This window comes from Reticulibacter mediterranei, assembly GCF_016587455.1.
Window position 1 is genome coordinate 1,291,764 of record NZ_BNJK01000001.1, and the last position, 14,186, is coordinate 1,305,949.

The 14,186-nt window shown below is 50.8% G+C and carries 19 protein-coding genes; 8 read left to right on the plus strand and 11 right to left on the minus strand.

The genetic code is table 11. From position 1 onward, the window contains the following. Window positions 1-11: 11 nt before the first annotated feature. Together K3T83_RS05715 and K3T83_RS05720 are read right to left on the minus strand one after the other, a co-directional pair. Window positions 12-1,229 (minus strand): cytochrome P450 family protein, encoded by a 1,218-nt coding sequence (locus K3T83_RS05715; protein WP_220202014.1) that lies wholly within the window; start codon window positions 1,227-1,229, stop codon window positions 12-14. A 29-nt stretch (window positions 1,230-1,258) separates the two neighbouring features. Further along, window positions 1,259-2,431, minus strand: coding sequence for an aminotransferase class V-fold PLP-dependent enzyme (locus tag K3T83_RS05720; protein WP_220202015.1), 1,173 nt, complete (start codon window positions 2,429-2,431; stop codon window positions 1,259-1,261). Between the two features lie 296 nt (window positions 2,432-2,727). Here K3T83_RS05720 and K3T83_RS05725 point away from each other — a divergent pair, with 296 nt between their 5' ends. The 6 genes from K3T83_RS05725 to K3T83_RS57820 all read left to right on the plus strand — a co-directional run bounded on the left by K3T83_RS05725 (window position 2,728) and on the right by K3T83_RS57820 (window position 6,189). Then, a complete protein-coding gene (locus K3T83_RS05725) occupies window positions 2,728-3,477 on the plus strand; it encodes a thioesterase II family protein (RefSeq protein WP_220202016.1) in 750 nt (249 codons plus the stop codon). A gap of 508 nt (window positions 3,478-3,985) precedes the next feature. Next, window positions 3,986-4,591, plus strand: coding sequence for a DUF6073 family protein (locus tag K3T83_RS05730; protein ID WP_220202017.1), 606 nt, complete (start codon window positions 3,986-3,988; stop codon window positions 4,589-4,591). A gap of 38 nt (window positions 4,592-4,629) precedes the next feature. Beyond that, the gene (locus K3T83_RS05735) at window positions 4,630-4,986 is read left to right on the plus strand and encodes a VOC family protein (protein WP_220202018.1); all 357 of its coding nucleotides are present in this window, start codon (window positions 4,630-4,632) and stop codon (window positions 4,984-4,986) included. 326 nt (window positions 4,987-5,312) lie between these two features. Beyond that, window positions 5,313-5,669, plus strand: a complete 357-nt coding sequence (locus tag K3T83_RS05740) for a carboxymuconolactone decarboxylase family protein (protein WP_220202019.1) — start codon at window positions 5,313-5,315, stop codon at window positions 5,667-5,669. Then, complete coding sequence (locus K3T83_RS57815; RefSeq protein ID WP_236064828.1) at window positions 5,650-5,853, plus strand: carboxymuconolactone decarboxylase family protein; 204 nt, start codon at window positions 5,650-5,652, stop codon at window positions 5,851-5,853. The genes K3T83_RS05740 and K3T83_RS57815 overlap by 20 nt, the downstream gene beginning before the upstream one ends. Before the next feature lie 57 nt (window positions 5,854-5,910). After that, window positions 5,911-6,189, plus strand: a complete 279-nt coding sequence (locus K3T83_RS57820; RefSeq protein ID WP_236064829.1) for a carboxymuconolactone decarboxylase family protein — start codon at window positions 5,911-5,913, stop codon at window positions 6,187-6,189. A 177-nt stretch (window positions 6,190-6,366) separates the two neighbouring features. Here K3T83_RS57820 and K3T83_RS05750 read toward each other — a convergent pair whose 3' ends face one another. From K3T83_RS05750 to K3T83_RS05760, 3 genes are all read right to left on the minus strand, one after another. Next, window positions 6,367-6,783, minus strand: a complete 417-nt coding sequence (locus K3T83_RS05750) for an ester cyclase (protein WP_220202021.1) — start codon at window positions 6,781-6,783, stop codon at window positions 6,367-6,369. 100 nt (window positions 6,784-6,883) lie between these two features. Then, window positions 6,884-7,594: a hypothetical protein gene (locus K3T83_RS05755; RefSeq protein WP_220202022.1), complete on the minus strand. Its 711-nt coding sequence runs from the start codon at window positions 7,592-7,594 to the stop codon at window positions 6,884-6,886. A gap of 435 nt (window positions 7,595-8,029) precedes the next feature. Then, on the minus strand, window positions 8,030-8,800 hold the full coding sequence (locus K3T83_RS05760) for an alpha/beta fold hydrolase (protein WP_220202023.1): 771 nt from the start codon (window positions 8,798-8,800) through the stop codon (window positions 8,030-8,032). A gap of 231 nt (window positions 8,801-9,031) precedes the next feature. Here K3T83_RS05760 and K3T83_RS05765 point away from each other — a divergent pair, with 231 nt between their 5' ends. Then, window positions 9,032-9,646, plus strand: coding sequence for a TetR/AcrR family transcriptional regulator (locus K3T83_RS05765; RefSeq protein ID WP_220202024.1), 615 nt, complete (start codon window positions 9,032-9,034; stop codon window positions 9,644-9,646). Between the two features lie 184 nt (window positions 9,647-9,830). On the opposite strand, the gene K3T83_RS05770 is transcribed toward K3T83_RS05765, so the two are convergent. From K3T83_RS05770 to K3T83_RS05785, 4 genes are all read right to left on the minus strand, one after another. Then, window positions 9,831-9,986 (minus strand): hypothetical protein, encoded by a 156-nt coding sequence (locus K3T83_RS05770; RefSeq protein WP_220202025.1) that lies wholly within the window; start codon window positions 9,984-9,986, stop codon window positions 9,831-9,833. Window positions 9,987-10,179: 193 nt separating this feature from the next. Next, the gene (locus K3T83_RS05775) at window positions 10,180-10,674 is read right to left on the minus strand and encodes a hypothetical protein (protein WP_220202026.1); all 495 of its coding nucleotides are present in this window, start codon (window positions 10,672-10,674) and stop codon (window positions 10,180-10,182) included. Between the two features lie 17 nt (window positions 10,675-10,691). Continuing rightward, window positions 10,692-11,312, minus strand: coding sequence for a hypothetical protein (locus tag K3T83_RS05780; RefSeq protein WP_220202027.1), 621 nt, complete (start codon window positions 11,310-11,312; stop codon window positions 10,692-10,694). A 6-nt stretch (window positions 11,313-11,318) separates the two neighbouring features. Beyond that, window positions 11,319-11,669 carry a VOC family protein gene (locus K3T83_RS05785; protein ID WP_236064830.1) on the minus strand — a complete coding sequence of 117 codons (351 nt, stop codon included), beginning with the start codon at window positions 11,667-11,669 and terminating at the stop codon, window positions 11,319-11,321. A gap of 284 nt (window positions 11,670-11,953) precedes the next feature. Here K3T83_RS05785 and K3T83_RS05790 point away from each other — a divergent pair, with 284 nt between their 5' ends. Then, window positions 11,954-12,433, plus strand: coding sequence for a MarR family winged helix-turn-helix transcriptional regulator (locus K3T83_RS05790; protein ID WP_220202029.1), 480 nt, complete (start codon window positions 11,954-11,956; stop codon window positions 12,431-12,433). Window positions 12,434-12,606: 173 nt separating this feature from the next. Here the strand turns inward: K3T83_RS05790 and K3T83_RS05795 are convergent, their stop codons facing one another. Further along, window positions 12,607-13,047: a hypothetical protein gene (locus tag K3T83_RS05795; RefSeq protein WP_220202030.1), complete on the minus strand. Its 441-nt coding sequence runs from the start codon at window positions 13,045-13,047 to the stop codon at window positions 12,607-12,609. 144 nt (window positions 13,048-13,191) lie between these two features. Further along, window positions 13,192-14,178 (minus strand): NAD(P)-dependent alcohol dehydrogenase, encoded by a 987-nt coding sequence (locus K3T83_RS05800; RefSeq protein WP_220202031.1) that lies wholly within the window; start codon window positions 14,176-14,178, stop codon window positions 13,192-13,194. Window positions 14,179-14,186: the final 8 nt, after the last annotated feature.

Sequence of the window (14,186 nt, forward strand, 5' to 3'; positions counted from 1 at the left end):
GAAAGCAGATGCTAGAAGACAACTGGCAGATGGCGCAGACCCTGGATCAACGATCCAGGCCTCCATTCCAGAGCCTCCGGCTCGACCTGTAAGCGCAGATTGGGCAGACGGCGCAGTAGTGTGCTAATCGCCACCTGCCCCTCCAGGCGCGCTAACGGCGCTCCCAGACAATAGTGAATGCCTTTGCCAAAGGCAATATGGGCATTTTCCAGGCGTGCAATATTGAGGGTATCAGGTTCGGCAAATACCTCTCCATCGCGATTCGCCGAGGCGGGTGAGACGAGCACCGAATCTCCGCGCTGAATCAGCACGCCGCCAAGCTCTACATCTTCGCTGGCCCAGCGCATAGTAGCGAGCATAAAAGGGCTACGATAGCGTAGCAACTCCTCCACAGCAGATTTGAGCAGTCCGGGATTTGCCTTGAGCAACGCCAATTGCTCAGGATGTGTCAGCAGTGCCAGCATGCCGTTACCAATCAGGTTGTCTGCCGTATCATGTCCGGCAGTAATTAACAGAAAGGTCATAGTCACGACCTCTCTTGCGGAGATCTGGTTATCTTCGGCCTCTGCATGAATCAACCTGCTTATCAGGGTTCCATCGGACATTTTGCGCTTGTCTTCGATCAATGCTAGCAGATATGCGTAAAAGTCCTGCAGGACACCACCAATTTGCTGGGAGGCAACGGGATCGCCTAACGAATCCGCCACGACCCTGGTCCACTCATGCAACATTGGACCATCTTCAGCCGGTACGCCCAGGATTTCCAGAATGATTCTGAGCGGAAGGATTGCAGCGAAGTCTTCGATCAGATCCATACTACGCTTTGTCTCAACTGAGTCAATCAGCTCATCAACAACCTCCTGAGCGCGGTTACGCCACCGTTCCATCTGACGAGGGGTAAAAAAAGGATTGACCAATGAGCGCAGGCGGGTATGATCAGGAGGATCGAAATCGACGATGCTCATATCCATGAGATCTGTAAATGAAGGAGGCGAGCTTGCAACATGCGGCAGCCTCGCCGAGGAGAACACATGTTGCCTGTCTTTGACGAAGCGTTCATCGCGCAATACTAACTCTGCCTCAGCATAGCGAGTAATCAGCCAGGTACGTTGTTGACCGAACGAAGTAAGCTGGTGAATCGGATCATAAGCACGTAAGCGAGCAAAGGCAGGATAGGGATTTGCCTTAAAAACCGACGAGGCAAGATTCAGTTCAGTTGATTGGCTCATAGCATTCTCCTTTGGCACGAAGCCGTCCGTCAGGCATTTTTCCACTCACACAACGCCTGAGCCAGACAGTCTATCTCTTCCTCTGTGTTATAAAATCCTGTCGAGATGCGCAAGGCATTATGTTCAAAAATAGCGCGAACATAGATATTGTGATTATGCTGGAGCCACGCTTCAATAAAACCCACGTCAGAGGCATCCAGGGTGAATGTAAGCAATCCACTTGCCCCAGGATGAGGTGTGAGCACGCTGACACCTGCAACATTTTTGATTGCCTCATAGGCATAGTTATTTAAATACGAAATGCGTTCAAAAACCCAGCGATACGTGGCAGTTTCTTCTAACCAGCGCAAACTTGCGATCTGTCCAGCAACGGCTGCCGTGTGCCGTCCTCCCAGTTCAAAGCGTCGAGCAGCGTTCTGAAAGCCCCATCCTCCCGATTCTTTGCGTAGCAGCGAGAACCATCCTCCCACATAGGAGAGTTGCAGATGTTCAAGAAACTTGCGCCTGACATAAAGCGCGCCAGTACCATCCGGTCCGCACAGCCATTTTTGCATGGGGAGCGCATAAAAATCGATATCCAGTTCTTTGACATCGATTGGAATAACTCCTGCTGATTGTGCTCCATCCACCAGGACTGGAATATCAGATCGATGGGCCAGTTCGGCGACAGCTCGTACATCCAGGACTACTCCTGTCATGAAGGAAACATGTGAAAGAACTATCAAACGTGTACGCGGGGTAATCAAACTGGCAATCGCTTCTTCCGCAGGCACCGTTGCTCCCGGCCCCAACTCAGCGACACGTATCGTGATCCCATAACGATCTCGAAGATAGTGAAGCAGGATAATCACGCTGACATGTTCATGATCTGTAATGATCACCTCGTCTCCTGGTAACCATTTGAGGCCCTGGCAGACGATATTCATCCCTTCTCCTGTATTGCCAGTCAGTGCGATTTCATCTGTTTCGGCATTCAGGAGACGTGCCAGATAATTACGCGCTTCGGCATATAGCACTCCAATGGTCTCAAATGTCGCCATACCAGGCCGTCCCTCACAGCACTCTTTCTGTAGCCATGTATTCATGGCCTGGGGAACACAACGGAGGAGGGGGCCAAAGGAGGCCGCATTCATATAAATATGAGATGTAACGCTCGGTAATTCCTGGCGAATGGATGTTATGTCCAGGGTGGATTCAAGCATGAAACCTCCTTAGTAAACGCGAGGATGTCAGTTAAAACGAGTATAAGCTCCAGGATGTTTCTGTGCTTCTTCTAGTTTGCCAAATTCTCTCATCCTGCTTTTGAAGACATATTGCTGCATTAAGATTTCAGCCAATAAAGCAATGTAAGAGAAGCAATAAAACTAATCTGTGGATTATAGTAGCAAAGAGAAGATGACTGAAAGGCAGTCTTCGCCAATCAGGCAATTGCTTTTCTTGTAATACATCATTTAGCTATTTAAATTGTGCTGTGAATATTTTGAATGGAGAATTTTTCATGTTCCTTTCACCTGACGGTTTGCTCCGTATCCCCCGCCCAAACGAAGAAGCACAGGTACGCCTTATCTGTTTTCCTCCTGGCGGAGCAGATGCTTGGATTTGGGATTCCTACTCTACATTTTTGCCAGAAAGCATTGAGCTATGCGCCATCCAACTACCCAATAGAGGACCAGATCTGTTACATTACAAGGATCGAGACCAAATTATCGAAGCAGTTGCTCAGTCGCTTCTCACTCATGCACGTGATGGGCAGAAGCTAGTTTTTCACGGATATTGTGTCGGAGCATTATGGGGCTATGAGGTGGCACTCTATTTGCGCGAGCGGACCAGTGTGCAACCTGACCATTTTATTATCGCTGGCTGTATGGCTCCCCATGAGCGAGCCTCACAGGTAGCATTCATGAAAACACCGGCCTTTATAGATATCATGACGAGCTTCTTTAAGCCCAACTCAGCCGAGTACAATTACATCCTCTCAACCATTCCAGCTGTCAAACATGATGCTGAAATGCTGGAACAGGAGATGCCTCCGCTGGAGAAGCCCTTTACATTCCCTCTCACAGTTTTTGGAACGGAGCATGATCAATTCGTTGCGGACCCTAAGAATCTCTGGGCCTGGCAAGGCTATACGGCAAACTCATTTCGCGTCCAGCTCTTTGAGGGGGATCACTTCTTCGGCCTGCATCACCCGGAATTCCTGATGAAGTTGCTCACAGAATGTATTCAGGCAGAACTTTTTCCGGTATAGCTTCCTGCACTTAGCTGGTTGGAGAGCCAAATGACGGAACACCTCCCATTTTAAAGGTAGAGATGGAGAAATTAACCATCTCATAGCTCAGCTACTAAATGCGGGGTGTTCCATGTTCCAGGTATCTCAGCATCAGCACCGCATCGACCCTTTTTTCGGGGAGCAGCACGAATCCAACATCACTAGACTGCTCTCATCCACTCACTCACTTCGTTCATCGTGCTCTCAAAAAATACCGCTCAATTTAACGGCTGTGACCATCGCTGCCTGATCTAGTATTCGCTCAAAAAAAGGTATTTTGCGATTGTAAGAAGGGCGCAAGGTATGAGAAGCGCATGGGGCTTCTCATACCTTATAGTATCATATGTAGGCACGAGAGAAGCTTACCGTGCATCACTTGAGTTATTTCCTGCAAGATTCGGGACAACTCTCACAGGAAGGCGAATGCGAGGCACGTTCTCATGATCGTTATGTTTGTTTGGTATTCGATACCCTCAAGGAGGTTTCCATGCTCGAACAGAAACAGGTCACCAAATCTCTTGTCCCCAGTCCCAAATCGCTTGCTGAACTTCAGCTCTTTACCATGCCTGAGGGCGGCACAGATCGCCTGAGCTTCATCACCTGGGATACTATCGAGATCATCGGCCAGGGCGAAGAAGTCATCGAGTTTCATGGTCACTACGCCATTGAGCGCGCGACCCCTACTTCCGCCGATTGGCACGATGCCTCCATTGACATCACAATGCGCGAACTGAGCGTTGATGGGGTAAGCGCTTATGTTGGGCGCGTTCATGCCAGCGTCAATCCCGATCTTGGTAAGCCATCTGGAGGTCAGGTGCGCACAGGCACTACCTATAATGCTCCTGATTCTCCCAAGTTGTGCCAGATGTACGGTTACATGCAGTTCGAACTATTGGACATGGGCATGACCGTATTTAACAAAGAGCCTATCGCTCTTGAGCACAATATCACCCACATTCCTCCTGTTGGTCAGGGTGGTGGGACGAAAGAGCGCGTCGATATTCTGCTGTATCGTAAAGATGCCCCCGATAGCGATCCGGTGGCGATTTTACATCGGGTGAAAACACACATCGGCGCATGGCTGGAGAGCTAGTCAACGTCTCAACATAACAAGGAAAAAGGAGTACTCTCATGTCTCAACACTCGATTGTACATGTTGAAATTCCAGCGCAAGACCCCGAAGCAGCTCATGCTTTTTACTCCAATCTTTTTGGCTGGAAGCATGAATATTACGGCAATCTTAATTATCACCGCTTCTACACCGAAGAAGGTCCCGGTGGTGGGTATGTTTCGGTGGGTGATCAGGCTGGTCATAAGATCAACCAGGTGCGGGTTTCCGTTTTAACCGACGATATTGATAGCACCCTGGCTAAAGTCGAAGAACTCGGCGGCCAAACAGTCACTCCAAAAACTGAAATCCCCGATATGGGTTGGTTTGCTGTCTTCAAAGACCCACAGGGCAATCTTATTGGTTTGTTCACCTACTAACTTGACATAAGATCCCCAAATTTTGATACTGATGGGGAATCACTTTAGCGAGTCAAATCAACAGCGCGAAAGCGGCGAGGCGTGCATCTCACGTCTCGCCGTCTTTTTATCGACCAAAGAGTATCGAGTCGAAGCAGATCGAGAGTTCCAGAATTATCTGCCAATGCAGTTCTGGCTAGCCCTTTTCCATACGGCTGGATGCTACATACATCAGGTTAAGATACAGCAAGATAAAAGAAGGATTACCAGCGCAAAAATGCTATGCTTTTATCAGATCACTGAGTGTTACAGAGATCATGTCAAGGGTAAAAGGATCATGAACGTTTATGGATGATCGACATGCAGAATATATGGACCAACTTGTGAAAGCGGTAGAGACGCAACCAGGAGAGACGCCAGAATCTCTCCGCAACAGAGTTATATTAGAAGCGGTGAGATTGCAGGAAGCCCCGCAAGGGTTATCGGATGAACTTCCCTCTGCTATACAGAGCTACATAACTAAGGTGGCATTACACGCCTATCGCGTCACGGACGAAGACGTTAAAGGGCTGCAAGAGATCGGCTACGGGGAAGACGCTATACTCGAGATCACGCTGAGTACTGCGCTAGGTGCGGGACTGGCACGATTGCAGCGAGGTCTCGCCGCACTACAAGGAGCGAACGATGCGCAACAAACGTATTGAGCAAATGATGCGTGACGAACAGGTCTCGGATATCAGACGTATATTTGCCTATCGACCAGAACTCTTTGGAGAACCATTCTCAATTTGTCTGCAAGATGTCATGCGAGGATCATCTGAATGGACTGTAGGAGAACGTGAACTGATCGCCACCTTCACCTCTTCCAAGAACAAATGTGTATTTTGAATAGGTGCTCACGGTGCAGTTGCATCGAAAGCACTTTCTACCGAATGCGTACAAAGCGTGCTGACAGACTGGAGAATTGCTCCCATTTCGGAAAAGTTACGTGCCATGCTCGGTTTTCTAGAAAAGCTGACGCTGGCGCCAGAGCAAATTGGAGTCGAAGATATAGCACCATTACATGCTGCAGGGATAAGTAATCAGGCTATCGAGGATGCGCTCTATATTTGTATGTACTTTCATTGTATCAACAGAATAGCAGACGCACTCAACGTAGATATTCCATCTGCTGAAATGTTCATCTCAGGTGCAGAGCGGCTGTTAAAAGATGGATACCTTTGAAAATTGTCAACAGTCTCCATCCATTTGATTGGCACTGGCGCATCAGTAAGAGCGATGGGAGCTTAACGGGCACAGGTAAATATACGATACGCCTACAATAATTCGGCTCATAGTGGGATAACTCGTCAAGGTTGCTCAAGCTGCCATTCTTCTAGCAGCTTGAGCAACCTTTCTGATCTAGCTCAAACGAAGGCCAAGTTGTCGAATGAAGGTAAGTCCGTCGTAGTAGGTGCGCACCTTAACAATCTTACCATTACTAATCTCGTAGATATTAACGAAATGCATGCTAATATTTTTATTTGTCGCTGGGAAAAAGCCAAATGCACCGGTCTGTGTCCCCGTACATGAGAACTCCAGAGTCACCTGCTGATCTGTGGCTTGCAAATTAGTCACTGTAATCTTGCTGTCAGGGAAGGCTACATGGAGATCTTCGGTGAATTGTCTAAAGCCCGCTGGCCCGTGCTGGGTTACGTTCCTTGGCAAATCCCGTACTTCAATGCTGTCTGCTGCGGCAGCAATAAATGGACCGTAATCTCTAGTGTTGAAACCGTCAACAATAGCCTCAATAAGCTTAACATTGTCTTGCGCGCTCATCGTTCACTTTGCCTTTTTGAATTATGTCCACAATCAGGTCATTCTTGACAACGCCAGCAATACTTATCCAAAACTACCAATACTCACTAAGAGGCACATCCTAACTAACAGTAAATTGAATTGCATTTGTTTGCAGTTCCTGTGTTGGCTTGAGTTTTCTCCGCTCTATAAAATAGATCATTAGAAGCATTACCTCTTCTAGGACAGCATAGAGAGCATGGAGGTCCGGGCGACTAATAGGAAGTCCGCCTCCAATCAGCCCTCCGTGTGCGAGCAAGCCAGGATCGCCTGCCATACCTGTTTTGATATACATAGCTACCATATAGATATGCTCTATCTCATGATAGATAGCAAAAATGAACAGGATCCACAACCATACATTGCTTCGATACGCAAACAACAACATGAATACAGCTACCAGCACCCAGGAATTCCAGATGAGGTGTACCCATTCAACATTGAGAAAACCAATGATCCCATTCGCTTGGGGGCCACGCAACCCCAATATATGCAGTTCGACCATCTGCGCGAGATGCTCTATCATATGTGCTGCCTGAGCTACTACCAACAAGTAGAGAAAGGCCAGCCAGCGGTGCTGATGATAAATTGCTTTCATCGTTGAGATAACGAGAGGCATCCAGGCTGCAATAATCAGAAATCCCAGAATCCAGATCGCCCACGCTTCCGTCCAGAAGACGAAAATGAGCAGGGCAGAAAGCAAGCAAGCGAACACAAGCAAATAGAAAAAAAAGGACTGAACATCAAAGATCTGCCTATACAATGGCTTCGTCCAAGGAATCTTTTGGCCCATTGCGTTCTCCTTACTGATCGTACAGCACACGCTTACTCAAATTCATTCGATCATATAATAGAATACCTGCAATCGAAACAAAATACTTCTTTTTACTTGCTTTTTTGCAATCAAAATACATTGTCGCTTTTGATATCTAGGAATGTAATAGCAGACTCATTATAATGGAGTCGGTTTTCTGGTTCATCGCCACTTTCAGATCTGTTGTGTATGCTTTTCTCGTCTCCATAGCCACTCTTTTCCCCTCTCTCGCGATCTTTTGGGGATGTAGTAAGTAATAGGGAAACATATGATGCTGCTGCTTTTTTTTCTGCAAGAAGTGATCCCCAAGAGAAGAAGTACGCCTTCTCAAGTCGGTGCTCTCCTGTGCCTCAGGCAATAGCGTGCTCAGATTGAACATGTCCCCTCTCCTGAGGCGGAGAGGGGACGTCTCGCTTACGAGGAGTGTTGCGCCCAAAATTGTTCTAAGCAGGTATTGAAGGGTTCCCCACTGGCCTGGGGAACATGGCCGTATCCTGGAAAGACCGCTCGTTGTGCTCCAAGGATCCCTGCCAGGATATCGCAGAGGTTCTCAAAAGCTTGACGATGTCCCCCGGAAATAACCAGAGAAGGGATACCGGCGGCAACAATCTGTTCGGCCAGTTGCCGCGAAGAAAGGCTGGGCGCGCCAGAAGTTGAGAGCTTTGGCAGATCTTCAGCCAATCTGCGATATGTCTCGGAAAGTGGGTCCTGCCATGTTTTGCTTATACCCACGGTTGTCGCAAAGGCTTCGAGCCTCTCGCGTGGATCTGCAATGGAGATGGCTTTGGCCATCTCTGCAAGCATCTTGCGGACCTCCGGGTCATCCTGCGCAATATCGAGCGTGGCTGGTTCAATGAGTGTGAGGGAGTGAACGGCTGCGGGTCTCCTAGCTGCTGCTGTCAAGGCTACGGCTCCGCCATAGGAATGCCCGACCAGATATGCCCCATCACCAAGCAACTCGGCAATGAGCACCGCATCGCGCTCGACATTCTTCGGCCCTTGTGCAGGGGATTGGCCATGCCCTGGGAGATCAGGCAAGATCAACGTAAACGTGTGCGCGAGCGGAAACTGAGGGGCGAAAGCAATCGAACCTCCCGCTTGCTCACCTCCATGGACAAAAACGACCCGTGGTCCACTCCCTTGTATCTCAACATGGAGTTGTGAGAGGGGATAGGTATCGGTCATGGTGGTTTCTCCTCCTTTTTACTCGAAAGACAGTATGCCCTCTGACCTTGAACGGAGAAGGCTAGGCAACTGCTTTTTGTCATCATTGAATAGTATTCAATGCCAAGATGGTAACATAGCATTGAATAAAAGTCAATCTATTGAATAAAGGTCAATCATACGTTATACTCTCTCAAAAGAGGGTCTCTGGCTCACCCATGAGGTTGCCAGAAAGGAAAAGGAGCGTCTGTTATGCGTCCATCGTCCTCTGCCAAGCCAAAGAAGCGAGAAGTGCTCTCACGCGATGCTCGGATACAATCTATTCTGGAGGCCAGCCAGAGAGTGTTTGCGAGATGTCCTTATGACGAAATTTCGATTGATGACATTGCGCTGGAGGCGTCGATGTCCAAGGGGCTACTCTATCATTATTTTGTCAGTAAACGCGATCTTTATCTGGAAACCTTACGTAGTGTATTAACGACAATGAGCCAAATCCCCGAGGACTTTCCCGATCTGCACGCCTGCTTAAATGCCTTCCTGGCTCGTTTTGAGGCGTCTCCAGCTCTGACAAGAATGGTTTTTCGTGGAGGGATCGGCTCGGATGCTGAGGCCGAAGCTCTGCTTACGGACTATCGGCAACGCCAATTTACGCTCTTCTGCCAGAGTCTTGGCAGCAATGAGGCAGATCCTCTGGTACGACTTGCTCTTCAGAGTTGGATCAGCTTTTTTCAAGAGGTGTGTCTCCAATGGCTCGAGCATCGAGATATCCCACGCGAACAGATTCTTGTCCTTCTTGAACAAAGTTTGCAAGCGATCCTTTCCAGCACAAAGCGGCGGATACCTCCAACTGAGGAAACATCTGGATGAGGAGAAGCGAGGCGAAGGCGCGGGCAGACACCATTTCACACACCCTGGAGTTCAAGATTCGCTTTTTTACAGGCTCTCACGGAAAACCTGGGCACCTCAGACGAACGGGCGTTGTGTGCCAGCCGCTGCTCCCAGGAAAGACGCCAATGTGCACGCCTAGCTCGGCTCAGAATTTCTTCAACAGCTAGGGGGATAGGTGGTGATGCTGGTGTGGCGTCGAAGTGAAGATAATTGTTTCGCGGCGAATGACTTTCAGCCACTGCCGGCGGATGTAACAGCGCGGCCAGTCTTTCCACAGCACCGGGGCAAGAGGCAGTGATGCTGGCGTATCTGTATGCATGGGAGAACCATCCGAACGAGAGGATTCGAGTGGCCAAAACACCGCACTCACTCGTCGAGGTTTGATCGTGTCACTGCATTCTTGACACTGCGCACGCACGGGACAAGAGCGACAATGGCCAATGCGAGCAGCATACAGAACCCGCAGGGAGCCATCACGCTCCGAGCGCCGTTCTTGTGGATAGAGCGGATGATCAGCGGGGCAACGCAGCATCCCATCCGGTTGTGGGATAAAAGCAGAGCCTGGAAAGCCCCCGTGAAAGAGGGGCCGCCCATTGAGGCGAACCATATTGAATCTGCGGAGTCGGTTTCTCAGGAGGCATAGGTTCCACGGCAGGAGTAGATTCGACAACACTGGCTCCGGCAAACTCCATCGTGCGCAGCTCGGACGAAGAGAGATGTTGCCCCAGTTCCAGACGGAGGTTCCAGACCCATTGGCAAAGTATTTGCCAGAATTCCTGCCCATTGGGAGTATGGGAACACCATCGGTCGGAATCTTGCTCGTGATCTTCATCGGCCAACACCGTTTCAAACGAGCCGCGATGCAGATACAGATCAAGGACCTCCGAGGCGGTGAAGGCAGGGGAGGGCAGGGTACTGACAAACAACTCATAGATCGTCCCGTCCCGCTCTATGCCGACAGCGGGAGAAGAGGACGTGGCGGGATGGGTGGCCACCACTAGGCGCACATCTGGTCCGGTTGGGGTCAAGGGGATGACACGAGCACTGTATGTACGATTGCTCGTGTCATCCCGCTTTCTGGATGGGTGCTGAATTGAACGGGGACACGAGCCTGGGCCTGTTTGACCACCTCCAGATCCAACAAATGATAGGCACGACTTCTGGCAAGCACGCCCAAGCCAGCCGTAAGCACATCGAGAAGAGGAGCCGCGTCGCCATACAAGCCGTCCAAACGAAGAAGCACAGAGGCGGGGAGAAGCTTGAGATTGGCAGCATAGCTCGTAATCACCTGGGTAGCCCGTCGCAAGTCGCCGCGGTAGTCCCCGTTGCCAGGCGCTCCAAACGTGCCGAGAAATTGTTGCGTATGCGCCTGGAGGATCACAGTGCGGGTGCGTGCGGACAACTTCTCCCCGCTTGCGGCCCTGATAGCCCGGCGCGCAGACCTGCTCAAGCCGGCGATGGAGAGCAGGCAGGGCATCCGTTTGCGGTAATGCTCGTTGGCGAGCCGCTTGTCGAGTCCTATCCACGTCGATGACCACCCACTGCACACCTCTTCTCCCAGAAAGGTCGGCATAGAGGGAACTGACGTGGGAGTAATCTGGATGGTGACGGCGGATGGTGTCATAATCGCCAGTTCGCAGTGCATAGGCACCTAGGACTGAACCACCAGCCACCGGTTGCCATCGGGATCTGTGATCTCAAACCACTTGATGCCAGAGCCTGGGCCATACAGGTCATCCTTCACTTCGTTGACCGCAACGCCCTTTGCTTTGAGCTCCTGGTACGCGGCTTCAATATGTGAAGTCGAGAGATAGAGCTTCATCGTCCCCGGTTTCATGTTTTCACGCATCGTCGTCAAAGTCAGCGAGGCACCTCCTCCTGGGAGTTCAAGACCAACCCAATGCCGATCTCCCTGCCCGACGTCATTGGTGACAGACCAGCCCAATTGCTCCGCGTAGAACGCTTTGGCCTTCGCCATCTCGGTGACGGCCATTGACAACATCAGAAGTTTTTCATCAGCCATGGTCATAACCTACCTTTCATCTGTAGTAAAATAGCGTGTTGTGTGTCCTTTTCGCGCGGATTGAGCAGTCGGCGCGGTTTCGCCTGACTCTGGTGTCGCGCGTCACTCCGTCTTTCAGAAGAAATCCTCCCGCGCTGGCCCGAGAGCTGCGAGAAAAGAGCTTCCTTTCTATGCTATACTGAAGATAGACAAAAATTTTGTCCATCTCATATGCATATAGTAAAAAAATTTGTCTAATTTGTCAAGGGAGGGGAAGATATCAGATGCAGACTCAGGGTGAGGATTTTCTCCTTGGTTCACTGCTCAGCATTCCAGCTGATATTCTTGAGCACGAAGTGTTTGAACAGTACGCCAAGGCCGGATATAGTGAGGTGCGACTCATGCATAGTGCTATCCTTCGCTACCTGCCACCAGAGGGATGCCGCGTCACGGAGCTCGCTCGTCAGGCACGCATGACGAAGCAGGCCGCCGGATATCTTGTCGATTCCCTGGTGCAGTCCGGGTATTTAGAACGCATTCCTGATCCAACAGATGGCCGTGCTCAGATCGTGCGCCGAACAGCAAAAGGATGGGAGATTCATCGGCTCGCGCGACACACTGTTCAGCAGGTCCAGGAGGAGTGGACGCGTATCTATGGTGAGGAAAACATGCAGCAATTGCTCTCGCTCCTCCGAGATCTGGTCCATCGCGTGCTGGGTCTCTCCTATCGGAGGAGCATTTCCGCGCGGAACCTTGAGGAGTAGCCCGAAGATCCAGCAGAGGAGCGCTCATCTGAGAGCCTAGACCATTGACCTGTGGCCTTTTCATGAGGCTCGGGGTGTCAGGCCATAGAGCGATCCAGTTTATTAGGCATAAGATTAACAACCCATTTCCTTTCCAGAGAGGCACAGTTTTTCTCTGTTCGCCAGTGTCTCTATTATTGCTCAGCTTTACAACCTCGTTGCGCAACCCGTAGGATTGTCCAGTTGGGCAGTCGCTTCTTTCCCATAAGCAGCATCGAGAAGCTGATGGGAGCCTGCGTGTGGTGTATGGGGCCAGTATTCGCAGTTGCCGCCCTTGTCCATTCCGCAACCAGTGTCAATGGAATGGCACCCAGACCGCGAAGCCGCGCCAGGTGAGTGTGCTCCTGCATCCTCTCCGCATCGGGAGTGAACCGCTCTTCTGGCAGGACTGGAGCCGTCGCGTGCATCGGTGCGCGTGCATACAACTGCTTCAGCATCAACGTGTCGAGGTGAGCATACCACCTCCCGCCGTCACTTTGCCCGCTCGGCAGACACGATCCTCTCTCGTGCCGAGCGGGCACACTCGCGCCTTGCGTGGGATACTCCTTTCTACCACCGTCTTCGGGGTTTTTCAACAGGCTGCGCTCTTTTTTGAGAAAGGGAATCAGCACCGAATCTGGTTTGCCCTCCGCTCTCTCGCGATCCGCATGGAGGTATCCATGAGACCGCAGAGACGGGAAAGGCGGACCAGCGCTCGCAGCCTGAGCCATAGAGTGTTGTCAAATGTGATTGCTCTGTTGCACTGTGATGACGACATCTCCTTTTTTGTGCCCCTGGTCAACATACCTGTGAGCCTCGACGATCTGCTCCAAGGGATAGCGTCGATCAATGACCGGTTTGATCTTGCCTGCTTCAACCAGTTCTTTCAGGAAGATGAGATCCTCCGTCTTTGGAGTTGCTTCTCCACCTATGAGCGTCTTGCTGCTTGTCACTCCCGCAAGACGCATGCGCAGACTGAGTGCCGGCGCAGCGAGCGGTTGCAGATAGACTCCTTCTTTCTTCAGCACTTTCAGACAGTCTGGAAAGGACGTCTTGCCGACCGCGTCAAACAGCACATCATAGGTCTCACCGCGGCGGGTCCAATCCTCTTGTGTGTAATCGATGACCTGATCAGCTCCCAACGATTTCACCAAGGCGACATTGCTCGTACTGCACACTCCAGTAACACGAGCACCAAAGTGCTTAGCAAGCTGGACGGCAAACGTCCCGACGCTACCAGAAGCGCCATAGATCAGCACATGTTGTCCGGCTTCGATCTTGCCTTGTTTGAGGAAGTGCAAGGCGGTGATGCCTCCATAAGGAATGGCGGCGGCCTCCTCATAGGTGACAGCCGATGGTTTGAGTGCGATCGCGCTGTTTTCTGGCAGACAGGTATATTCGGCATACGTCCTGAATCTGGTAATGTCATAGGCAAACACCTGATCCCCACGTTGAAAGCGCGTGACCGAATTCCCGACCGCTTCCACTTCTCCGGCTGCGACCATCCCCAGGATCGCTTTTCTGGGTTTACTCCAGCCAATCGCGAGTCGAGCAAGGAGCCAATACGAGAGAGGCACCGCGAAACGTCGTACCAGGGATTCCCCTGCGGTGACGGTGGTCGCAGAGACTTTCACTAATATTTCATTGTCGCTGGGGACAGGTTTGGCAACCTCCTGGAGTTGAAGAACCTCGGGTGGTCCGTATTTGGTACAGATGACGGCTTTCATGTGATGAT